The organism is Luteolibacter algae, assembly GCF_042683045.1.
In the GTDB taxonomy this organism is placed as follows: Bacteria; Verrucomicrobiota; Verrucomicrobiia; order Verrucomicrobiales; family Akkermansiaceae; genus Luteolibacter; species Luteolibacter algae.
Map to the genome: position 1 here is coordinate 1 of NZ_JBHUIT010000026.1, position 23,105 is coordinate 23,105.

Below are 23,105 nucleotides of genomic sequence, written 5' to 3' on the forward strand. Positions count from 1 at the left end.
CCGCCCCTCTCCTTAGACAAACACCAGCCACGTTAGCTCTAGTTTAGAACTGTCCAGAAAATGGGGTCAGGCCATACCCATATCAGGCCGCGATGCGATTTCCTGGCGACAGAGAGAATTTCTAAAACGGTTTTCAGTGACGTTACTACTATTATTAACGCCACTGACATTACTCACCTCCATCCAGCTCTCACTCTCCATACCGCAATCCATTATCCAGGTCTCTCTATCAATCGGTGTGATCTTGGCCACCATCATACTCACCCATGCTTCTTGGCTGAAAAACACAAGAATTGTAACCCTTTGGAAGCTCATCTGCTCATTGATCGTAATCGCCGTTATTTTCAAATCAGACTACTTGATTAGCCCACTGAGACCTGAATGGTTCGATCACGCTCTGAATATTATCCTATGGATAGTTCCCGCCACATGGATATTGCCAGGTAATTCTTATGGGCTCCTCTTGGCTGCCGCTTGGATAATCTGGGGAGCGATCAAGTGGTTCTCGTGGCCAAAAACCGCGGGCGCGGAATATGATAAACCGAGTGACTGTATAGGCTGGTTTGGGATGGATCCCCATTCCGGCGAAGAAGCCACCATTGCTGCAGGATCCAGTTTACAGGAAAATATATCGTCCTGGGAGGAGCAATCTCAGAACAGTCATAAATCGAGTATATATGACAGATGGATAAAAAAATGCCTGACCAAGCGGGATTTGCTAATACTAGCCGCATTAGGAAGGGAAAACCAATTCGAGTCCCGGTCCATTTTCTGGGCAGTGATCCTTCTACCTTTGATCTCTTTGGCTATATGGCTTTTTCAGATATATGGACCGGATTTCAGCAATAAACAGACGATACTCACCTTTCTATGGGTCGGGCTTGCAGTCAGCCTCTTTGGAAGAATTATGCAGATCTCCAATGGCCTTCCGAGGTTGTTGATACCTTGTGGTCTGGCTGGACATCAGACTCCCTTTTTCGCGGGTCTGCCCATCAATCACAGAGAGCTAATCGGCGTCTCCACCCGTTTAACCTTCGCAAAATCCTGCATCTTTTTACTGATTGCCACACCGCTGGGATATTTCTACCTCCGGGTTCTGGATTTCGACGGAGACCCTCTTTTGGCTCTGGTTTTAATTCCGGCGATTGCCATGGCATGGACGCTATCGAGGCCGGTTTTCATTTATCACCGGCTTCGCTCTGCCGTCACCAGAAGAATTGGAACGTTGCTGATTTCTTATATGCTAAACGCGCTAGCCATCGGGCTTACTTTCATTTGGACGATCAGCGGCATTGCCATCTGTGTGTCCGCATACTCATTTTCCGAATTCAGGATAGCGGATCCTACCGACCGTATCGTTTCGGTTTCCATTTTACTCGGAAGCCTTCTTGTAAATGCTGTTAGCGCGAGAATGATCTTTGAGGTTTTCAGCTTCCGCCTACGGCGCAACCACTTGGATTGGGTCATAAAGACCGAGAACTACAGCTGATCCAGCAGTTGCTGATGAATCCCCCCAAAGCCACCATTCGATAATACGGCAACGACATCTCCGAATTTTGCATTCTTTTTCACTTGAGCGATGATCGCTTCATTGTCGGCCAGGTAAAAACCCTTTCCACCGCCTTTCGCAATATCTGCGGAAAGTCTTGCGGGATCCAACCGATCGTTTTCGGGAATCTTATGCAGATCCGGGATAGCCGCGACAATGGCATAGTCGGCCAGTGCCAATGCCTCTGCCAGCTCGGCTTGGAAAACCGCGCGGCGGGTAGTGTTCGAGCGTGGTTCAAACAGCACCCAAAGCCTGGATTCAGGGTATTTTTGGCGAATGCTTTGCACGGCGAGTCGGATCGCAGTCGGGTGATGGGCGAAATCATCAATGACTTTGATCCCATTTTTCTCCCCTTTCAGTTCCTGCCTCCGTGCCACCCCTTCGAATGCGCCCAACCCCTCGCGAACCTCCGCATAGGTCAATCCGCCAAAGCGTGCGGCAGCTGCTGCCATGGCCGCATTACGAACATTGAATTCACCGGTCATTGGCACGGAATATAACTCCTCTCCCAACAGGAAGCTACTGCTGGAAACCTCGTAGGTAACTTCGGAAATCCTCAAGGAATTTTGTTCACCGAGGCCAACGGTTGTTACCGGGCAAGGTGCTTTTTCAGAAACATCCAGACAGTGTTTTTCGTCTCCATTCACAAAGGCCATCCCATTCCTCGGCACAACGTTCAGCAGACGCTTGAAGCTGAGTTTAATCTCCTCGACAGAGTTATAAATATCCGCGTGGTCAAACTCGATATTGTTTACCACTACACATTCCGGAAGGTAGTGGAGAAACTTGGAGCGCTTGTCAAAAAACGCGGTATCGTATTCATCACCTTCGAGAACATTGATTTCCGAGTCCGGAAAGTGGGCCCCGCAGCCGAGATTTTTGGGCAGTCCACCGATCATAAATCCAGGTTCCCGACCCGCATGACGGAAAAGCCAGGCGAGCATGGACGAAGTGGTGGTCTTCCCATGCGTGCCACTGACGACAAAGTTTCTTTTGCCCCTCAGGAAATGATCTTTCATTACTTCCGGCAGGGAATGATAAAGCAACTTCCTGTCGAGAGCGGCTTCAGCTTCCGGATTCCCCCGGGAAATCGCATTCCCAATGACTACCACTTCCGCATTTCCTGGAATATTTTCTTCGCGATAGCCCTCGGCAATTTCAATTCCTTCTCCCCGTAGGAAATCGGACATTGGCGGATAGACATTGGTATCGCTGCCGGTAACAACAAATCCGCGGCGTTTCATTGCTGCCGCTACGGCGCCCATCGCTGTCCCGCAAATACCCGTGAAGTGAAAGTGAGTTTTCTCTGACATAAATTTTGATCTAAAAAGTAGGTGCTGCGATTGTCGCATTATCGCGCTCTTCGATGCGGCGCCGCATGATCCTGTCCGCGGTTTCCCTCACCATCTGTGAAAGCAATAACCACAGGTGCGAGCCCTCCCGATAGTCCGCCGGGGCGATGTGTCTCACACGTCCCGCATGGGTGCAAAGCTGGAAACATTTCTGGAAGGATTTGCCCGAGGCATCCTCCGGATTGTAAACGGCAATACCGTGACCGCCATTCCGATTGAGAACGGTGAAACATGGCACATCCGTCGGTCCATCGCCCACATAGACCATGTTTTCGAAGGGAATCGGACGTTGCTCCGCAGGCATGTGATCGTTCACATCCTGATCGTAGCGCAGCATTCCCTTATTGATACGGAAAAGAAACTGCGTCTTCGTCGTATGGGAGATCACCCGTTTGGGGAAACTGATCAATCCCTCGGAGTCTTCCCCAAACTCGCAGCCGAAGATTTCCTTCACATAGGGCTTGAGCCGGGAGCCATCAAGGAGAGCTTTCAAGCCGGATGAAATAATATAGTGCTCCACCTTTATTCCTACCAACTCATGCTCCGGACGGAGCGCGGCTTTTGGCAAATCCTCGAAAAGCTCAGGAAGCCCGGGAAAAAATGACAAGCCCGCTCCGAGATCTGCCAGCATATCATTGGTCACCCGGTCCATCCCCAGATAATCCAAAAGGCATTTCATATAGGCCAGCTCCCCATCCCACTTCTGCTCATGAACCAATGCATTGCATTTCCTCCAAAACTGAGCCGGATCTATCCCAAAACGCGGGAATAATACATCATCCTGCATGTAATTCGGACTCAGTGTCTGATCGTAGTCATAAACCAATGCGATGATGTTTTGCGGGGCTGCCATGAGGGATTAATAAGCAACCAAGACCGCGTGTCACCGACAAGACGTATTTTTTTCAAAAACTAGACACTGCCGCATTGACAAGTGTGCGCTTCCCCCTAAAGTCCCGCCCCCGCGCCCTCACAGGCCCTCAACTTTTAACAACATTCTGTCATGAGCTTCCGCACTTACCAGCCCACCAAACGTACACGTAAACAACAACACGGTTTCCGTGCACGCATGGCCACCAAAGCAGGCCGTGATTGCATCAAGCGCCGTCGTCAGAAAGGTCGCAAGCGCCTCATTCCTAAGGGTGCTGAGCTTCACTTCAAACGCCACATCATCCAACACGGCAGATAATCTTCAAGCGCGGACACCTCGTCCGCGCGATGCTGCTCCTGCTTCAAAGGAACCTCATGATGAGACTCCCTCGCAAGCAGAGCATCAATCAACGTGCGGATTTCAACCGCATACGAAAAACCGGCCAAGCGAAAGCAGGCCGGTTTGTTATTATCTCTACACTGGAGGATCCGGAGCTGAGCTGCCTCAGAACCGCCTTCGTGACCAGCAAAAGGGCCGCCAAACGAGCTCACGACAGAAATCTGCTGCGGCGGAGGTTCCGTGCTCTCATTCAAAAACACGCCCCGGGCTTCCCTGTCCAAAACCGCTTCGTTATCACAATCGCCCGCCCGAATTCTGCAAATGCCAGTTTCGAGGAACTTGAGGCCGATTGGCTACGCCTTTGTAAGCGGTTGAAAATGCTATCCTGAGATGCCGGCGGGAAAGGGAATTTGCCACCTCCGGGGACAAAGCTTCCTTATTTAGTGCCTTCTTCGCATTGACCACAGCCCTCTGAGCACCTAAGCACCCCTTTCCGATCCGCATTTCTGCGTATCCTCACCAACCATTTTCCATCTCCATGTACGACCGTAAAACTTGGATCATTCTCGCACTGTGCGGCGCTCTTATCGCGCTGAATATTCATTACTCAGCAAAAAACCGCCAGGATCAGCAAGCCAAGGAATTGGCTACTCCGGAAGCCGTCACCGCCAACACACTTCCCGCAACGGCGGGCAACCCATCATCCGCTCTCACCGTAGAGACCAGCCCTCCACCCACCTCGGAGGAACTTGTCGTTCTGGAAAACGATAAGGTTGCCTTCCAACTCTCAAACATCGGCGGAGGCATTAAATTTGCCGAATTAAAGGACCAGAAAAATGTAGGCGAAACCAGCCAGGTCCAGATCAACCGTCATGGTTCCGGCCCCATCGCCGGCCTGGTTGGCCCCGGAGAGATTCTGGATAATACCTCTTACAGCTATGTCGCGAAGGATTCCGTTGAGGGCGAGTCCGCTGTCTATATCACGAAGCTTTCGACGGGAATCATCGTTAGAAAGACGTTCACACTGGAAAAGTCCGACATCCCCGGCAAGGAGTATTTCCTCCGTTTGGAGCTGGTTCTCGAGAACTCGATTCAGTCCAACTTCGATATTTCCCAATACGATCTCTTCCTTGGTTCCGCGGCCCCGCTATATCAAAAGGAGCGCCCAACCCATACCGGCATTTTTTGGTATGAAAACGGAGAAATGCACTTCAATGCCGCCACGAAGTTCAAGGGCAACATGATTTCATCCGAGAAAAGCATCATCACGAGTGCCAGTGATGAGGTTATTGGATTCGCAGGTGTGACGGATCAATTTTTCACAACGGTAATTCGTCCGGAAAAAGCAGAACGCACCCGGGTGTGGGGCAAGCCAGACCTCGTCACTCTCAACGATGGAGCCTCCGCATTGAACGCCGTCCGCGGCGGAATTTCACTTCCATCGGTTTCCCTCGAACCGGGAAGACGGCTCACCCTGAATTACAGCATCTTTACCGGCCCGAAGGCGAATACCATGCTCCGCAAGCTGGATAATACCGGCGAAATGGGAGAGGGCTGGGGAGATGTGATGCAATACGGTTTTTTCAGCCCGGTTTCGCGTCTGCTCAATTCCATATTGAACTTCCTCCACACGGGACTTTCCCATCTTTCAACCCATGAATCATGGGGCCTCTCGATCATCTGCCTCACACTGATCGTGCGTATCTGCATCTGGCCGTTGCATGCGAAATCGACCCGCTCAATGAAGCGCATGTCGAAGCTGCAGCCCATCATGGCGAAGCTTAAGGAGAAATACGCGGACGATCCCAACAAGCTCAACACCGAGATGATGGGCCTGTATCGCAAATACGGCATCAATCCTCTTGGCGGTTGTCTTCCGATGTTTATCCAGATCCCGATTTTCTTCGGCTTCTTCCGGATGCTGGACTACGCGGTGGAGCTTCGTGACCAGCCTTTCCTTTGGGTGGACGATCTTTCGCAACCGGACACCTTCGCCCATATCCTGGGAATTCCGATCAACGTTCTGCCTATCGTCATGGCGATCACCAGTGCCCTGCAAATGGCGATGATGCCGAAAACCGGGGATAAAATGCAACAGCGCATCATGATGTTCATGCCGCTTATGTTCTTCTTCTTCTGTTACAACTACGCCTCGGCACTCGCACTTTACTGGACGACACAGAACATTTTCTCCATTGGCCAAACTTGGTTCATGAACAAAATTCCCGAGCCAGAGCTTGTAGAGCGCAAAGGTGTGGCAAAGAAATCATGGGTTCAACGAATGGCTGAGAAACAAGCAGAGATGCAGAAAATCAAGAACGCCGGTGGCAACATGCGTGATGTCACGCCAGAGGCCACCAAGAAAAAGCGTCCGCCACGCACCGGCGGATGAACCCAAGGCCAGCTTCCGCTGGCGACCCTCTTCAAAAGGCAGCCTCCGGGCTGTCTTTTTTTATGCCCTTTCGACCTGGCTCTGTTTCAGACAAAAAAGCAGCCGGTCACCTATAGGATGACCGGCTTGATTAAAATTTATTTCGTATCTGAGTGCTGCGACTACAGGATTACCCCCGGGCCGTAGGCTGCGGCTTCCGGCCATTTTTCCTCCAGTTTTTTAACTTCTCCCGAGAAGAATTTCACCTGCGACTTTGCCGAACCAACCTCTCGATCGCCCCTCTTGAGAATCTCCTCCAGCTCATTGCGTGTCAGAGCAAGCCGTCCGTCTTCGGCAAGCCGATCAAGAAGATTATTCTTTTCGACTGCTCCGGTGCGAAGATCGGCAACAGTGGCCACAGCGTGCTCTTTGATCACTTTGTGAGCGGTTTCCCTCCCCACGCCACGTTTCACAGCCTCCATCATGACAGTTGTAGTCATGAGGAAAGGAAGATAGCGGGCGGTTTCAGCCGCGATCACACCCTCATAGGCGTCCATCTGATCGAGGATCGTTAGATAGGTTTCGAACATACCGTCCAGCGCAAAAAACGCATCCGGCAGCATCACGCGGCGGACAACGGAGCAGCTGACATCCCCCTCGTTCCACTGATCACCTGCAAGTCCGGCAGCCATCGCCAGGTAGCCCTTGAGAATCACGTGGAAACCATTCACACGCTCACACGAGCGGGAGTTCATCTTATGCGGCATCGCGCTGGAGCCGGTTTGCCCCGGAGCGAAACCTTCGCTGGCAGTTTCGTTACCAGCCATCAAACGGAGAGTTTTGCAGAAAGAGGAAGGACCGCTGGCCAGCTCCGTCAAAACCGAAACCACACGCAAATCAAGCGAGCGAGGATAAACCTGGCCGACATTGCTCCATTGTTGGGAAATTCCGAGATGCTTGACGATGCGGCGCTCAAGCTCGCTGACTTTTTCCGCATCACCTTCGAAAAGCGAAAGCTGATCCATCTGGGTGCCCACAGCACCCTTCAAACCACGCACCGCATAGCCTGCGATCACGTCCTCCAGCACCTGATAGCCGGAAAGCAGCTCCTCGCCAAACATCGCAATCCGTTTGCCAAGTGTCGTCGGCTGAGCCGCCACGTTATGGGTGCGGGCAGTCAGAACAATATCGTCCCATTGTTCCGCACGCTCACGCATTCTCCGCAGAGTGGCCACGACTTTCTCCCGAATGACAAGCAGTCCCCGGAAAACCTGGAGCTGCTCGACATTTTCCGTCAAGTCTCTGGAGGTGAGCCCCTTGTGGATATCCTCGAAGCCAGAAAGCCCATTGAATTCTTCAATACGCGCCTTCACATCGTGCCGGGTCACGCGCTCGCGGGCCATGATCGAGGCGACATCGACCTGGTTTTTCACCTTTTCATATGCCGCGATCGCTTCATCGGAAATATCAAGGCCCAGATCACGCTGAGCCTTCATCACCGCGATCCAGTATTCTCGCTCCAAAACGATCCGCCCCTCTGCGGACCAAATATCATTCATGCTTGCGGAGGAGTATCTTTCTGCCAGGACGTTCGGAATCATAACTGCGGAGATGGAGCGCTGGCTTTCCCCTTCAAGTCCACCCAAAAAAACTCACACCTCATGGCGGGCGTGCTTCCCCGCTCGATTCAAAACCGGCAGATGATGCGGCATCAACAGCGAAAAAAGATGCACGATGGGATAAGAAACCAGTGCGAGCAATATTCCGGAAACCATCATCCCGAGCAGAAAGCTCGCGGCATTGATCTCGCCAGCCTCGGGGATGTGAAACTGAACTTTCGAGATGAAATGTGGCATCGGAAAGCCGAGCTTATAGCGCATCCAGTCACCAAGCCACTCCTGCGCCAGCCAGATCGGCACGTGGGTGAGCATATTGGAAACCCAGCACCCCGCCACGGCAAAGGGCACATTCACCCGGAAACGCATGGCCAAAATCGCTGCGGCAATCATCTGGAACGGCATTAACATCATCGAGAAAAAGAGCCCGATGGCCAGTCCGGAGGCCACAGTGTCCCTGCATGGCCGCCACAAATGCCTATCGAAAAGCGGCTTTGTCAGTGTGCGCCACCACGGCCTATCCCTAAGACGCCGATGACGTAACATCCGGTAAGTTTTCCTCACCATTTTCAAATACCGCTCTTTCATACAAAACTGCCGCCACACAGTCGCATCCCGTGCCTATCAATCAACCCTCAACCTTCGTTGATCCCGGAAAACTGAAAACTCACAATCTTCACGCTTTTCCACTTCCCAGCCAGACACATTTCCCCAAACTCCCGCCATGGAAATCTGGCAAGCCATCATCCTCGGTCTCATCGAAGGCATCACTGAATATCTCCCCGTTAGTTCCACCGGCCACCTCATTGTGGCACAGCGCCTGATGCACATCGGCACGCTCAGCGAGACAGATAAACTCGCCGCCGATTGCTTCGCGATCTGTATCCAGGGCGGTGCCATCCTCGCGGTGCTCGGCCTGTATTACAAACATGTCCTCAAGATGATCAAAGGCGTCTTCGGCCAAGATCCCGAAGGCCTGAAAATGGCCATCGCGATCATCGTTGGTTTCCTTCCGGCAGCAGTTCTCGGGCTCCTGTTGAATGATATCATCGAGGAAAAGCTTTTCGGTCTCTGGCCCGTGATCAGTGCCTGGATCATCGGCGGCTTCGGCATTCTCTGGACAGTCTCATGGCGCAGGAAAAATCCACCCCGTGGAAACGGCCGCGATATCGTCAAGCTGGCGTGGCAATCCGCACTCTTCATCGGACTGCTTCAGTGCGTCGCGATGTGGCCGGGGACATCCCGCTCGCTGATGACCATCTGTGGCGGCTTGATCGTAGGTCTCTCCGTGAAATCCGCAGTCGAGTATTCATTCCTTCTCGGCGTGCTCACACTTTCCGCCGCCACTGTTAAAAAAGCTATCTGGAAAATCGATGGGGCCGGCGCGGCTTACGATGTATGGCTCGGAGGCAGTAAACTGATGTGGGACACCTATGGCGCGGTGCCGCTCACAGTTGGCATCGTCGCAGCCACGGTCTCCGCGGCTTTCGCGGTAAAATGGCTGGTGAAATACCTCCAATCCCACGGTCTCAGCGTGTTCGGCTACTACCGCATTGCCCTGGGTATTATCATCGGCTCACTGCTGCTTACCGGCACGCTCGAGCCATAACCAAGCTGACGGTCACCTTTCATTCCACATCACTTCCCCATGCATCCTTTTCTCAACACAGACTTTCACATCCGCTGGTCCACGCTCACACCAGAGACCATTGAACCATCCATCCTACACGCGCTGGAAGAAGCGAAAAGTGCTGTCGAAAAAATCTCAACACAGCCTGCTCCCGAGGCCACCTACGCCTCCAGCTTTCTAGCCTTGGAAAAAGCGACGGAATCACTCTCCGCAGGTTGGGGCAGGCTTCATCACCTGGATTCCGTCTCGGACAATCCCGCCCAGCGGGAGGCACTCAACAAGCTTCTTCCCGCCGTGACGGATTTTTACTCGTCGCTCTCGCTCAATCCCCGGCTCTGGAACGTTCTGAAAACGGTATCCAATAGTCCGGAAATCGACGAGCTCACAGAAATCCAGAAAAGGCATGTCGATGAAACCGTAGAGGATTTTAAAACGTCCGGAGCCGATCTTCCGGACGATAAAAAAGCCCGCATCGCAACAATCGATTCGGAGTTATCACTTCTTACCAAGCAGTATTCCGAGCATGTTCTGGACTCCACAAATGCTTGGGATCTCATCATCAACGACGCATCCCGCCTTGCCGGTCTCCCGGAGTCAGCCAAAGCTTCCGCGGCTGCCAATGCCAAGTCAAAAGGCCTGCCGGAAGGTTCATACCGCTTCACCCTGCAGTTTCCATCCATGTTCCCGGTCATGCAACACGCCCATGATGAGGAACTCCGCAAACAAGTCTGGGAAGCCTCTTCAAAAATCGCATCCGAGGAACCATACGATAATTCTGATCTGGTCTGGAAGATTCTCGAACTCCGCCAGGAGAAAGCCGAGATTCTAGGTCACCTGAACTTCGCCGATCTCACGCTCCAACGCCGGATGGCTCGCAACGGTGAGGCAGCACTCGCATTCATCGAGCAACTCCACGACCGAATCAAAACACCGTTTCTCGCGGAAGCGAAACAGTTGGCGCAATACAAAGCCAGAAAGCTCGGCCTCGACGCCACAGCCCCCGAACCTCTGGAGCCATGGGAAATCTCCTATTACGCGGAGCTTCAGCGCAAGGAATCCTACGCAATCGATGACGAGGCTCTCCGCCCTTATTTCCCGGTAAAAGGAGTAATGGACGGCATGTTCCAGATCGCATCCCGTCTTTTCGGAATCACCATTAGCTCCAGAGACACCGTCTACCTGGAGCCGGGCAGCGCACTGGAAGCCGCCCATGGAGGAGCGGTGGAAACCTGGCATCCCGAAGTCACTTTCTACGAGATAAACGATTCAAAGTCCGGACAGCACCTCGGCTCCTTCTATGCAGACTGGCATCCCCGGGAAACCAAGCGCGGCGGAGCCTGGATGAACTCCCTGCACACCGGAGAGCTAGGCGAGCCCCATCTCGGGCTCATTATTGGCAACATGTCCCCGCCTGTTGACGGAAGTCCTGCCCTTCTGACCCACAACGAGGTGGAAACGATTTTCCACGAGTTCGGCCACCTTCTCCACGGATTGCTCTCGGATGTCCCGGTGAAAGCCCTCGCCGGCACAAACGTCGCCTGGGATTTTGTCGAGCTGCCATCACAGATCATGGAAAATTTCTGCTGGGAGCGGGAGACGCTCGATCTCTTTGCGCGTCATTACCAGACCGGCGAGACCATCCCGGAAGAGCTTTTCCAAAAGATGCTCGCAGCGAAAAACTATATGAGCGCCTCCGCCTTTATGCGCCAGCTTTCCCTGGCGAAACTGGATCTGGAGCTACATATCCATCTGTCCCGATACCTAGGCCGTGATCTCGATGAGGTGGACCGCGAAATTCTCGCTGATTATCGGGCACCGGTCAAAACCCAGTCTCCATCGATGATCCGCCGCTTTGGTCACCTTTTCAGCTCCCCCACAGGCTACGCAGCCGGGTATTATTCCTATAAATGGGCGGAGGTTCTGGATGCGGACGCCTTCACCCGCTTCCAGAAGGAAGGCATTCTCAACCCCGAAACCGGAATGGATTTCCGCGAAAAAATCCTATCGAAAGGAAACTCCGCTCCGGCTGAAATTCTCTACGAAAGCTTTATGTCACGTCCCGCAGACCCGCTTCCATTGCTGGAACGCGCCGGACTGGCCTGAGAAAATGGCTGATCGATTTTCCGCTTCAGAGTTTTTTTCGATCCTATTTACCTCAGCTGACAATCTCCACCGGAGCGTCTGGAAGGGCTTTCATGAATGCGCTTCCATAGCGCTTCGTAAGAATGCGGTTGTCTAGAATACAGACCAGACCGCTGTCTCGTTTTGTCCGGATAAGACGCCCGACTCCTTGTCGGAGCTTCAGGATCGCTTCCGGGACGGAGTATTCCATAAAAGGATTTCCACCTGCCGCTTCGATCGCTTCCAAACGGGAAGCGGTCAAAGGATGATCCGGCACAGCGAAAGGCAGGCGGGTGACAACCACATTGGACAATGCCTCACCGGGCACATCCACTCCGGTCCAGAAGCTATCGGTGCCAAACAGCACGCTGCTCGTATCTTGCCGGAAATCCTCCAGCATGCGATGCCGTGTCATGCCATCGCCTTGGGTGATCAGCCGCCAACCCATTTTCCTGAAATATTTTTCACAACGCTGGGCTGCATCCCGCATGGTGCGGTAGCTGGTGAAGAGCACAAACGCACGGCCGTCACTGGCTGTGACAGCATCCATAATACCTTTTGCCATCAGCTCATCATACTTCGGCGTATTCGGATCAGGGATCGATTTATAAATCCTCACTTTCATCTGCTGCTTGTAGTTGAACGGACTGCCGATGAAGAGTGCTCTCGCGCTTTCCGCTCCCACCCGCTTGCGAAAGTAAGTCAGCTCCGGATCGCCCACACCGAGCGTGGCACTGGTCATAACGACACTTTTCTTCCCGGAGAAAAACAATGGCCGCAGCCTTTCCGCCACATTCACCGGTGCGCCATGACAGCTGAACTGGGTTTCCTCGCGGCCTGAACGCTCCACCCAGTAGACACTATCCTCGTCCTTCTGATCCAGGAATTCACCGATGGATCCATGCGTTTCACGAAGCTTTCGGGCAGCATCCGCCAGCTCGTTTTTCGAGGATTCGTTTTCCGTATTCTCGGCGAGTTCGGAAATCTCCTGCCACAGATTCCGCAGAGGAGCGGCGAGGCAGTTTTCCACCAGTTCGGGCTGACGCACGCGGAATTCCTTCGACCAATCGCCGAACTTCGCCACATTGCCGATTTCTCCGAAAAACTGCTCCACGGCCACGAGAGTTTCCTCCACCGCCAGCATCGGAGCGGCCTTCCGATAGCTTTTCAGCATCCCTTTACGCGTCCGCGGATTATAGAGACGCTGTAGATCGAACCTCAATCCGGCCTGGGAAATCCTGAGCCCCAGCTGGACTGCAGCCACCTGCTCAATCGTGTGAGCCTCATCGAGAATCGCGAAATCATTCGGGAAAAGAAAGCCCTGCATTGCCGCCTCATCGGATTCCGGCTCCAATTCCCCGGTATTCAGCAGGGCAAAAAAGAGTGTGTGATTCACGACCACTAGCTTGGCCTCGGCAGCCGCCTTGCGAGCCTCTTGAAAGAAACAATTCCCCTTCGGGCCGCAATAGCGCTGGGTGCAGGAATGGGACTCGCTGCATACCTGCAGCCAGACTTTCATGGATGGCTGAAACGGTATCCCGCTAAGCGTTCCGTCACGCGTCGTTTCAGACCATTCACGGATGCGCCCGAGTTCTTCGCTCTCGGTGGTGGTGAATAGATCCGCTGATTGTTCCCAGGCCCTCCGCAAGCGTGCCGGGCAGAGATAGTTCTGGCGCCCTTTGAGCAAAACCGCCGGTAGATCCTCTCCAAGAATTTTCCGGACAATCGGGATATCCTTTCTCACCAACTGCTCCTGCAAATTGATCGTATGAGTGGAAATCACACCTTTCCGGCCGGTTTCCAATGCGTATTCTGCGGCAGGAACGAGATAGGCGAGGGATTTCCCGACTCCAGTCCCCGCCTCAGCGACGAGCGGCTTGCCATCGATCAACGAATTCGCCACCGCGAAGGCAAGCTCCTCCTGCTCCCGCCGATATTCGAAATCCTTTGATTTCGCCAGCGGACCTCTGCCGGTGAAAATCTCACGCACTCTTTCGGCAAGATCCGTCCTTCCCCCACCGCTCTCAGAAATCGAAATCATTCTTGGCGGATCATCGCCCGCTGCCGCGATGATTGACAACCTCCATCTTCCACGCGCCTCGCTCCCCGGCTTTTTCCGGAGAAAATGCCTTCTACTCACAATTCTATCATAAACCTGCGGATATGACTTGGGACATCGATCCGGACCATCCGGCGAACCCAACTGCCATGCAACAAAGATTCCTTCAATCGTATACAGCCCGTCTGCTCTTCCTGCTGGGAGCAATCATCGCCGCGCTTCTCATCGTCCAATACCGCCTTCTTTTCAAAAGGGACTTCCACCTCTTTAAGGCGAATCTCACCCATCTTGGCTGAACTGGATTCCCCCGAACCTATCCCCATCATGAGAAAATTCCTGTCATCAATCCCCGCCCGCTTCGCGCTCGTCGCGTTCTGCCTATTTCTCGCGTTCTCGTTGCTTTCGAGGTTCGCCCTATTCCTCAGCGCCTGGCGCGAAATCAGTTTTGACCTCTCACTTCCAGAGGCGTTCGCAGTCGGCATGGGCTACGATGTCGCTTCCGCGATTTTTGCGGCAGCGCCGTGGTTGCTCCTTGGGATTCTCATGCCCGGAAAGTGGCTTCAGAAACGGTGGATGAAATACTTGCTCGCCGGCCTCGCCGTTATTTATTGCGGCTTGCTGATTTTCATCACCACAGCTGAATGGTTTTTCTGGGAGGAATTTGGCGCACGTTTCAATTTCATCGCCGTGGATTATCTGATCTGGACCCAGGAAGTGTGGGGCAACATTTCCGAGTCCTACCCGATGGCCGCAATTCTTCCAGGCATCCTTTTACTGGCGATATCGGTGGTATACGGGCTGAGAAAAATGGGGCTGTTCAACTTTATGGAGAATGCTCCAACCTCATTGCACCATCGGCTTTCCGCCCTCGCCATACTTCTTCTCATTCCATTTCTCACCACCCGGCTGGTTAGCCAGTCCGCGATACCCACATTCGGCAACCAATACCATCTTGAGATTGCGAAGAATGGCTGCTGGTCGTTCTTCGCCGCATTCAAACAGATGGAGCTGGATTACCAACGCTGGTATCTGGAACTCCCCGGAAATGCCGCCCTCTCGGCAACAAAACGCATGCTCGTCACCGAAAACGAGAAAGCTTATTCCGATCTCACGGAGGATCTTTCCCGCACGATTCACTCCGACAAAGATGAGAAAGATTGGAACATTATTCTCGTCTGCATGGAGAGCATGAGCGGGGATTTCATGAGCTATACAGGCAATAAGGAACGTCTTACGCCGAACCTGGATCGCCTCGCGGAAAATTCCATCTTCTTTGAGAACCTTTACGCCACCGGCACTCGCACTGTCCGCGGAATGGAGGCTCTGACCTTGAATCTCCCGCCCACTCCAGGCCAGGCAATCATCTATCGCCCGGAAGGGACCAATCTGAAAACCACCTTCGGGCCGTTTCTCGATCGGGATTATGACTGTGGCTTTTTCTACGGCGGTGATGGCCGTTTCGACTTCATGAACCGCTACTTCTCTACCGCCGGTTGTCGCGTCGTCGATTCCAATGCGTGGAAAAAAAGCGATACCACCTTCAAGACCGCCTGGGGAGCCTGCGATGAAGACCTTTTCAACAAAGCGATCTCGGAGGCAGACAAAGATTTTTCAAAAGGTAAGCCGTTCAATTTCTTTTGCATGACCACCAGCAATCACCGCCCGTATGATTTCCCTGCCGGGCGCATTGATCTCACCCCGGCGGACCGGCGTGCGGGAGCAGTGAAATATGCGGACTGGGCGATAGGAGATTTCATTGCAAAAGCCTCCGGAAAGCCATGGTTCGGGAGAACCTTGTTTGTCATCGTATCAGATCACTGTGCCAGCAGCGCCGGGAAAGAAGACATCGATGTCACCAAATATCGCATTCCGGGGATCATCTACAATCCCGGTCTGATCGGGAAAAAGAAGATCACAAAGCTCGCCAGCCAGATTGATGTGATGCCTACGGTCCTTGGCCTATTGAACTGGAATTACCAAACCCTTGGCTACGGCTTCGATTACCTCTCCCCGGCTATTGAAAGCGTTCCGGAGCGTTCTTTTGTGAGCAATTACCAGAAGATCGCGATGATTACCCGGAATTCCATGACCATCCTGAAGCCGAACAAAAAGCATTCTTCCTACAACTGCCTTCTGGAGACCGGGGAGCTCAGCTTTATGGATCACAACACAGAAAAATACCACTCGCTGCTGCACGATACCACAGCCTACTACCAGAGCGCTTCGTGGTTGTTCGGCTCCGGAAAATTGAAGCGAAACGCTCAATAGCCTGCCTACGATGGATCGCACACTTTGGCCTTCCGTGTTCCTTTCCTGTCTCATTTTCCTGCTACTGGAAATCAGCGGCGTGGATATCTGGGTGCAGGATCACTTCTACAATTTCCAGTCAAAAACATGGTTGGTGGATGCCCATGCCGCAGTGCCTCGCCTGTTATTCTATAACGGCCCGAAGGTCGCGATCTGGCTCTTCGGCCTATCGGTGCTGGGAGCTGCCATGCTTCATAAAAAAGTGATCGCCAGGTTTCCTCGGTTTCCACTCCGGCGGGATTTATGGGTTGTGATCGGCACCCTGGTCTCCGCTCCTGCATTGGTCGCACTAGGGAAAGCGACGACCAATACCTTCACTCCATCTCAAATCTATCGCTACGGCGGCTCGGTTCCTTACGTAAAAGTCATCGGGCACTACCCTTCCCATGACCATCCGGTTCAGCGTGGACGGGCATTTCCGGCAGGCCACGCCAGCGGCGGATTCGCACTTCTCAGCCTTGCCGGTTTAGCGACGACCCGGCGCGGCCGAATCATTGGCACGACCATCGGTCTCCTGATGGGATCTGTGATGGGTATCTATCAAATGCTCAAAGGTGCACATTACCTGAGCCACACGCTAGTCACCGCGATGTTCTGTTGGATCGTTTTCCTGAGCTGGCGAAGAATCCTGCCGGTGCGTTCTTCCATTGAGTTTTCCCGGCCACGAATCAAACTCCGCGGAGGAATGCGTATACTCATCATCGAAGACCACACCGGATTACGGGAATCTCTCACGCAATACCTGCAAGAGCAGTCATACGTTGTGGATGCCAGCGGCACCGGAGACGAAGGGCTCTGGTATGCTTCTGAGCAGCCTTACGATGTGATTCTTCTCGATTTGATGCTGCCGAAAATCGATGGCATGGAGATACTCAGAAAACTCCGCCAAAAGCAGGTTTCCGTATACATTCTTGTCATCAGCGCCCGCGACGGACTTGAAGACCGTTTGGAAGCACTGAATGGCGGCGCGGATGACTACCTCACAAAACCTTTTCCGATGGCAGAAGCCCTCGCCCGGATCAATGCACTGATCCGGCGGAAATACTCCGTAAAAGACCCGGTCATCAGCGTGTCCGATCTCCGTGTGGATACCGTGAAAAAAATCGTTCATCGCGGGGATTCACAGATCGAGCTAACAGCCTTGGAATATCGACTTCTGGAATACCTCACCTATCGCCGGGGCGAGCTCGTCTCGCGCACCGAGATTTGGGAGCACGTTTTCGAAGACTCAACCGGCGGCAACAGCAATGCGGCGGACGTCTATATCGGCTACCTCAGAAAAAAGCTTAATTCCGGCGACCTTCCGAATCTTATCCACACCCGCCGCGGACAAGGTTTCATCCTCGGGGAGGAGCCCTCATGAAGACTCCTTCCATCCGCTACTCACTTCTCATCCGCTGCGGATTGGGCGTGGGCCTGCTGATGATTCTTCTCTCCCTGTTCATCTATTTTATGATCCGGAAGGGCCTTTACGATGAGCTTGATGAATCCATTACCCAGACAGCCTCCATTCTGGCAAATCAGGTGGAATTCGAGCATGGGGAGATCATTTTCGAATGGGAGGAAGGCATCGGAACGAACACGGCGATTTCCGATCAGGCTCTCTTCCAATACTGGAATGAACGCACAGGCAGGATCACTCGCTCACCCGCATTAGGGAATGGGGATCTTCCAAAGTTTTCCGGGCCCGGAGGCCTTCCTGATATCGAGCATATACGCATGCCAGGGAGTGGCCGACACGCCCGCGCGATCGGGATGATCGTCTATCCCTATATGCTGCCGGAAGAGGAGGCTTTCTTGCGAAGCGAGGGTAAAACCTTCGATGCCGCTGCTTATCCCCACACGCTTGTCGTCGCGCGCGAGACCGAGCAACTCCGTGAGATCCTCAGCCATCTTTATGTCGCGCTGATCACCGGAAATCTGCTCACGCTGGCGGTAGGATTCCTCCTGATCAACAGCGTCATCCGGCACGCCTTGAGGCCTATTGACCAATTGGCCGATGAGGTAAAAAACCGTGCCGAAAACCAGCTCGACGCCGCCATCAGCTTACCCAGAGAGCTACCGCAGGAGCTGAGATCGCTGGCGATCAGCTTTGACAGCCTGCTAACCAGAGTTTCGGCAATCCGTGACCGCGAACGGGATTTTATCCGCCATGCCTCCCATGAGCTCCGCACTCCCATCGCCAGCCTGAGCGCCATCACCGAGCTAGCTCTCTCGAAGGAACGGGAATCCCAGGCATATCGCAAACATTTGGAAAATTGCTCCAAGGTCGCCGCCGAGCTCAATGAGCTGGTTAAGCGCTTGTCTGCCTTAGCCCGGGTAGGACAGCTAGATGCCGCCCAAAAAGCCGAAGCTTGTGAGATTCTTCCACTGCTCGAAGCATGCCTGGAGAAATTCCGCGGGAGAGCAGAAGCAGCAGAACTAACGGTCTCTATCAAAGAATTTTCCGGCCCTCTCCGGGTATTGGCGGATCCTGTTTTGATCCAGCTCATCTTCAACAATCTTTTGGACAATGCCATTTGCTACGCGCCGGGAAAATCAGAAATCGATATCTCGATCACTATGGAGAAAGAATGTGCAGAAATCACTTTCTGCAATATCGCGGAGGATTTACCGGAAGACCTCGACCGGCTTTTCGAGCCACTCTTCCGGCGCGATGCCTCACGTCAGGAATCCATGAATCCACACTTGGGCATCGGGCTGACTCTGAGTCAGAATGCGGCACAGGCCATGTCTGGAAGCCTTCGGGCCACTCGCCCGGCCGATCATCTGATTAGTTTTACCTTGTCCCTTCCTTTGGCCGGTTAAACTTCGATCCACGTGTCCTACAACTGTTGGCTGTGGCGTATAGATATTCCCTCGCAGGCTTTTTAATCATCTAAGATTCCATCATGAAATTCCACCTCACACTCTCCTCCCTGATCCTGGGTCTCAATTTGCTAGCCTCCGCCAAATCCCCCAACATCATCATCCTTTACGCCGATGACATGGGTTACGGAGATCTGGCCATCCAAAATGAGAACTCGAAGATTCCCACGCCGAATCTCGACCAACTCGCCCGTGAAGGCATGCGTTTCAGTGATGGCCATTCCTCATCCGGTATCTGCACCCCATCCCGTTACTCCATTCTCACCGGCCGGCATCACTGGCGCGATTTTCATGGAATCGTCAATGCCTTCGGTCCATCGGTCTTCAAGGACAGCCAGCTCACACTCCCGGAAATGCTGCGGGAGAAAGGCTACACGACCGCTTGCATCGGAAAATGGCATCTCGGCTGGGATTGGAATGCCCTGCGCAAACCGGACGCCTCAAAAAAGAGCATGTCCTACAAAGATTTTGACTGGAGCAAACCGATCCCCGACGGCCCGCTGGATCATGGTTTCGATCACTATTTCGGGGACAGTGTGATCAATTTCCCACCGTATGCCTGGATTGAAGACGATAAACTGATCGTCCCTCCAGACACCGATATGGCGAGAGGTGAAGAGGGAGCCATCACCAAGGAAGGCAATTGGGAGATCCGCCCAGGCCCCGCAGTGAAGGGATGGGATTTCTATAAGGTCCTGCCGACTCTCACTGAAAAATCGGTGGAATACATCCGCTCCCGGAAAGGTGCTGAGAAGCCGTTTTTTCTCTATTTGCCCTTCCCGTCCCCGCACGCCCCCATCGTCCCTACCGATGAATTCGATGAAAAGTCCCAAGCAGGCCCATACGGAGACTTCGTCTATCAGACGGATGACGCCTGTGGCCGTATACTCAGGGCACTAGATGAAATTGGCGAAACCGAAAACACCATCGTCGTGTTTTCCGCGGACAATGGGCCGGAAAAATATGCCTATGAGCGGGTGCGCAAATACGGGCACTGGTCATCGGGGAATTTCCGCGGCTTGAAACGCGATATCTACGAAGGTGGCCACCACGTCCCCTTCATTATCCGCTGGCCTGGAGTTCTGAAGGCTGGATCGGTCTCCGATGCGTTCATTTCCCAGGTTGATCTGATGGCCACCCTTGCCTCCGTGGTGAAATACCCGCTTCCGGAAAACTCCGCGGAAGATTCCTTCGATTTTCTTCCATACTTCAAAGGCGAAACCGAATCTTCACCGCGGAGCATCCACGTCCACAATACCTCGCCCGAGAAGTATGCCATTCGTCAGAACGACTGGTTGCTTATCGATTCACAGAACGGCTACACCTCCGCCGTGGATCCGGAATGGGAGAAAACCCGCGGCTATCCGGCGGACGACAACTCCCCCGTCGAGCTCTACGACATCAAGCAAGATCCCTCCCAGAAAAACAACATTGCTTCCGACCACCCGGAAGTGGTGAAAAATCTCCAGCGGCAACTTGGGAAAATCCGCACCCAGGGCTATTCCTCTCCCCGGCTAGAAAAGCCGTAAATCCGCTGCTTTTTCTGCCGCTTCGGTCTCCCTCCGGGCATTATTTGAAGTTTGCAGTTTGAAATTCAGATTTTCCCGCCATCCTGAGCGCTCGTGAAAGTCATCGCCATCGCAAACCAAAAGGGAGGAGTCGGTAAAACGACCACCGCAATGAATCTCTCTCACGCGCTCGCCCTGCGTGGCCAGCGCGTCCTACTCATGGATCTCGATTCCCAGGCGAACTGCACCAGCGGCTTGGGCATTGAGGCGGCTCCACTTTCCAGTATTTATCCGGTATTGCTCGGCGATGCGGATGTCCGCTCGAAAATTCAGCCTTCCGGCCGGGAGAATCTGTCCTTTGTCCCATCGGAAATGGATCTTGCAGGTATCGAAATCGAGCTGGCGCGCTCCGATGATCACCTCACGCGTCTCCGCGGCATTCTACAGGGCCTGAAGCCAAACGACCTTTTCGAATACTGTATTCTCGACACCCCCCCATCCCTAGGCGTGTTGATGACGGCGGCGCTGGCTGCCGCGGATGAAATTCTTATTCCACTCCAGTGCGAGTGGTTCGGGCTCGAAGGCCTCGCCAAAATCGTCGGTATCCTTGATGAAATCCGCTCCTCGGGCGCCAATCCAAAGCTGGCACTCGAAGGAATCGTCATGACCATGTATGATGGCCGCACCCTGCTTTCACGTCAGGTGGTGGAAGAAGTCACAAACTATTTTCCCGAGGAAACCTACCAGAATGTCATCCCTCGCACGATCCGTATCGGCGAGGCGCCAAGCCACGGAAAGACAATTTTCGAGCACGATCCGACAGGAATCGGAGCGGTTGCCTACGGAAAAATGGCAGATGAGTTCCTTGTCCGTCACGCCCGTGTCGGTCCCGAACTTGCGGCGAAGTAATTAGGCGAAACAGCTCCGGGAAAGCACTTTTCTCCCGGCTCGCGAAGACGTCCGGAATCTAGAGAAACTCTTCTTCCTCTTCCCCCGGAACCGGTGGAATAAGATCTTCCCGCTGCAACAAGCGCTCAAGATCCAAATCATCAATCAAATCCGCGGGTGTGCTCCGGACAGTGGCAACAAAAGGCACGATACGATCCAGCTCGGCGATCGCGCAATGCACCATGGAAACCACGATATCACCATCGTAGACCTCACGCTCGAACAGGTTGGTAATCCGAAAGACCAGCATTTCACGGTCGATGTCGTATTCAAAACCGCCCAAGGTAAGCTGTTTGTTGCCCCGCATCAAAAGCTCCAGGACAGCCGGCATTTGTGGCTCCGCAATAAACACGGGACTCTCGGAAACAACGCTCAACGCATTGAGCTCAGGAAACGCCTGGACTGTGAGATCGACTCTCGTGTGGTGCGCTTCAAAACCAGCCCGCAGCACATCGCGCCCTTCGACAAGCTCCGTATGCCAGCCGTTCTTCCCGAAAATTTCCTCAACCGATAAAATCTGCCTCGAATGCCTTTTCATACTGCCGTCTTCATCAGCCCTGGCATCTGAACTTTAAAGATTAAAATTTATTGTTTCACCCGGCCGAGCAACGCTCTGCCAAGCAACTCCCGCAGCGGAGAACGGATCGGTCTTAGCGACAAGTGCATACCGGCGGTCTTTTGCTCGTTGAAATGCAGTGTAATCCATCGCCCCGCGGCATCGATTTCCGCATCCGTGATCTCTTGCCAGAGGAGCATCTGCACGTTTTTGGCAGGGCGGAAAAATGGAAAAATTTCGAGCCCCAGTGGAGTCAAAATCAGGTAAGCGTGCTTCGCCAAATGCCGGGCCAATACGAAAGCTCCTGCAGCTATCATGAAACAAGGTATCGCCCACAAGGGATGGGGCAGCTCCGGATTGGCCTCACGATAGATGGATGTGGCGAGAAGCGTCACACCTCCCGCGACCCATAGGGCACCGAAAATACAGAAATGAACAGCCTGCCCGGAACGGGTAAAACGGAGTTCTTTCTGGGGCTCGCTGACCATCCCGGCTGATTATCGGGAAAATAGCAAACCGGCAAGCGCGGCTTCCGCATCCCGCAGAGCACCGAGAATTTCCGATTCATTGATCTGCAGACGACCATCCGAGAGGTCGCTCTCCCACCGCCGGATCAGCTGTTGCAAATACTCGAAGCCGAACAATGAGGCACCTCCCCGGCAACGGTGCAGTTCCATAGCGATTTTCGCAGTATCCCCGCCAGCATGAGCCAACTTCCATCCGGCAACGACTTCTCTTGTCTCCTCGAAAAATTCACACGCAATCTCCGCGAACTGGTCTTTATCGCCCCGCGCCATCTTCAGGAACACTTCTTCCCGCAGTATTTTTACTTCCGTTTCCACAGCTGGTTTTATCGATAATCCCATATCAACTTTGATTACATTCATTTTTTCCATATCTTCAAGAAACCCATAAAAATTGATGCATTCCCCACTAAAACATACACTATCACGTCGATAATTTACGCATTTGCGGCTATTTCGCCTCCTTTCGCACAGTTCTGAAAAAGA

General features: G+C 53.3%; 20 protein-coding genes. 12 read left to right on the forward strand and 8 right to left on the reverse strand.

Annotation, left to right across the window (positions count from 1 at the left end; translation table 11 throughout):
- Positions 1 to 907: 907 nt before the first annotated feature.
- Positions 908 to 1,489, forward strand: coding sequence for a hypothetical protein (locus ACFSSA_RS11355; protein WP_386820567.1), 582 nt, complete (start codon positions 908 to 910; stop codon positions 1,487 to 1,489).
- On the opposite strand, the gene mpl is transcribed toward ACFSSA_RS11355, so the two are convergent.
- Complete coding sequence (gene mpl / locus ACFSSA_RS11360) at positions 1,480 to 2,862, reverse strand: UDP-N-acetylmuramate:L-alanyl-gamma-D-glutamyl-meso-diaminopimelate ligase (RefSeq protein WP_386820568.1); 1,383 nt, start codon at positions 2,860 to 2,862, stop codon at positions 1,480 to 1,482. The two genes, ACFSSA_RS11355 and mpl, sit on opposite strands and share 10 nt — an antisense overlap.
- A gap of 10 nt (positions 2,863 to 2,872) precedes the next feature.
- Complete coding sequence (locus ACFSSA_RS11365; RefSeq protein ID WP_386820569.1) at positions 2,873 to 3,754, reverse strand: HAD family hydrolase; 882 nt, start codon at positions 3,752 to 3,754, stop codon at positions 2,873 to 2,875.
- A 150-nt stretch (positions 3,755 to 3,904) separates the two neighbouring features.
- Here ACFSSA_RS11365 and rpmH point away from each other — a divergent pair, with 150 nt between their 5' ends.
- The 3 genes from rpmH (at position 3,905) to yidC (ending at position 6,503) form a co-directional block, all read left to right on the forward strand.
- Positions 3,905 to 4,090, forward strand: coding sequence for a 50S ribosomal protein L34 (gene rpmH, locus ACFSSA_RS11370; protein ID WP_386820570.1), 186 nt, complete (start codon positions 3,905 to 3,907; stop codon positions 4,088 to 4,090).
- 56 nt (positions 4,091 to 4,146) lie between these two features.
- Entirely contained in the window at positions 4,147 to 4,500 is a 354-nt protein-coding gene (gene rnpA, locus ACFSSA_RS11375) for a ribonuclease P protein component (protein ID WP_386820571.1), read from the forward strand.
- A 149-nt stretch (positions 4,501 to 4,649) separates the two neighbouring features.
- Positions 4,650 to 6,503 (forward strand): membrane protein insertase YidC, encoded by a 1,854-nt coding sequence (gene yidC / locus ACFSSA_RS11380; RefSeq protein ID WP_386820572.1) that lies wholly within the window; start codon positions 4,650 to 4,652, stop codon positions 6,501 to 6,503.
- 161 nt (positions 6,504 to 6,664) lie between these two features.
- On the opposite strand, the gene purB is transcribed toward yidC, so the two are convergent.
- On the reverse strand, positions 6,665 to 8,083 hold the full coding sequence (gene purB, locus ACFSSA_RS11385; protein WP_386820573.1) for an adenylosuccinate lyase: 1,419 nt from the start codon (positions 8,081 to 8,083) through the stop codon (positions 6,665 to 6,667).
- Positions 8,084 to 8,134: 51 nt separating this feature from the next.
- Positions 8,135 to 8,644, reverse strand: a complete 510-nt coding sequence (locus ACFSSA_RS11390) for a DUF2062 domain-containing protein (protein ID WP_386820574.1) — start codon at positions 8,642 to 8,644, stop codon at positions 8,135 to 8,137.
- Between the two features lie 178 nt (positions 8,645 to 8,822).
- Here ACFSSA_RS11390 and ACFSSA_RS11395 point away from each other — a divergent pair, with 178 nt between their 5' ends.
- Positions 8,823 to 9,707, forward strand: coding sequence for an undecaprenyl-diphosphate phosphatase (locus tag ACFSSA_RS11395; RefSeq protein ID WP_386820575.1), 885 nt, complete (start codon positions 8,823 to 8,825; stop codon positions 9,705 to 9,707).
- A gap of 39 nt (positions 9,708 to 9,746) precedes the next feature.
- Complete coding sequence (locus ACFSSA_RS11400) at positions 9,747 to 11,831, forward strand: M3 family metallopeptidase (RefSeq protein WP_386820576.1); 2,085 nt, start codon at positions 9,747 to 9,749, stop codon at positions 11,829 to 11,831.
- Between the two features lie 52 nt (positions 11,832 to 11,883).
- On the opposite strand, the gene ACFSSA_RS11405 is transcribed toward ACFSSA_RS11400, so the two are convergent.
- Positions 11,884 to 13,890 carry an ATP-dependent DNA helicase gene (locus tag ACFSSA_RS11405; RefSeq protein ID WP_386820577.1) on the reverse strand — a complete coding sequence of 669 codons (2,007 nt, stop codon included), beginning with the start codon at positions 13,888 to 13,890 and terminating at the stop codon, positions 11,884 to 11,886.
- 122 nt (positions 13,891 to 14,012) lie between these two features.
- On the opposite strand from ACFSSA_RS11405, the gene ACFSSA_RS11410 reads away from it, so the two are divergent.
- The 6 genes from ACFSSA_RS11410 to ACFSSA_RS11435 all read left to right on the forward strand — a co-directional run bounded on the left by ACFSSA_RS11410 (position 14,013) and on the right by ACFSSA_RS11435 (position 21,500).
- Positions 14,013 to 14,204 carry a hypothetical protein gene (locus ACFSSA_RS11410; protein WP_386820578.1) on the forward strand — a complete coding sequence of 64 codons (192 nt, stop codon included), beginning with the start codon at positions 14,013 to 14,015 and terminating at the stop codon, positions 14,202 to 14,204.
- Between the two features lie 28 nt (positions 14,205 to 14,232).
- Positions 14,233 to 16,176: an LTA synthase family protein gene (locus ACFSSA_RS11415; protein WP_386820579.1), complete on the forward strand. Its 1,944-nt coding sequence runs from the start codon at positions 14,233 to 14,235 to the stop codon at positions 16,174 to 16,176.
- A 34-nt stretch (positions 16,177 to 16,210) separates the two neighbouring features.
- Positions 16,211 to 17,578 carry a response regulator gene (locus ACFSSA_RS11420; protein WP_386820580.1) on the forward strand — a complete coding sequence of 456 codons (1,368 nt, stop codon included), beginning with the start codon at positions 16,211 to 16,213 and terminating at the stop codon, positions 17,576 to 17,578.
- Positions 17,575 to 19,023, forward strand: a complete 1,449-nt coding sequence (locus ACFSSA_RS11425) for a sensor histidine kinase (protein ID WP_386820581.1) — start codon at positions 17,575 to 17,577, stop codon at positions 19,021 to 19,023. The genes ACFSSA_RS11420 and ACFSSA_RS11425 overlap by 4 nt, the downstream gene beginning before the upstream one ends.
- Positions 19,024 to 19,106: 83 nt before the next feature.
- A complete protein-coding gene (locus ACFSSA_RS11430; RefSeq protein WP_386820582.1) occupies positions 19,107 to 20,612 on the forward strand; it encodes a sulfatase family protein in 1,506 nt (501 codons plus the stop codon).
- Between the two features lie 93 nt (positions 20,613 to 20,705).
- Positions 20,706 to 21,500, forward strand: a complete 795-nt coding sequence (locus ACFSSA_RS11435; protein ID WP_386820583.1) for a ParA family protein — start codon at positions 20,706 to 20,708, stop codon at positions 21,498 to 21,500.
- A 58-nt stretch (positions 21,501 to 21,558) separates the two neighbouring features.
- Here the strand turns inward: ACFSSA_RS11435 and ACFSSA_RS11440 are convergent, their stop codons facing one another.
- The 3 genes from ACFSSA_RS11440 to ACFSSA_RS11450 are packed head-to-tail and all read right to left on the reverse strand — an operon-like array spanning position 21,559 to position 22,982.
- Positions 21,559 to 22,077: a YbjN domain-containing protein gene (locus ACFSSA_RS11440; protein WP_386820584.1), complete on the reverse strand. Its 519-nt coding sequence runs from the start codon at positions 22,075 to 22,077 to the stop codon at positions 21,559 to 21,561.
- A 47-nt stretch (positions 22,078 to 22,124) separates the two neighbouring features.
- Positions 22,125 to 22,583, reverse strand: coding sequence for a hypothetical protein (locus ACFSSA_RS11445; protein ID WP_386820585.1), 459 nt, complete (start codon positions 22,581 to 22,583; stop codon positions 22,125 to 22,127).
- Positions 22,584 to 22,592: 9 nt separating this feature from the next.
- On the reverse strand, positions 22,593 to 22,982 hold the full coding sequence (locus ACFSSA_RS11450; protein WP_386820586.1) for an Hpt domain-containing protein: 390 nt from the start codon (positions 22,980 to 22,982) through the stop codon (positions 22,593 to 22,595).
- Positions 22,983 to 23,105 lie beyond the last annotated feature (123 nt).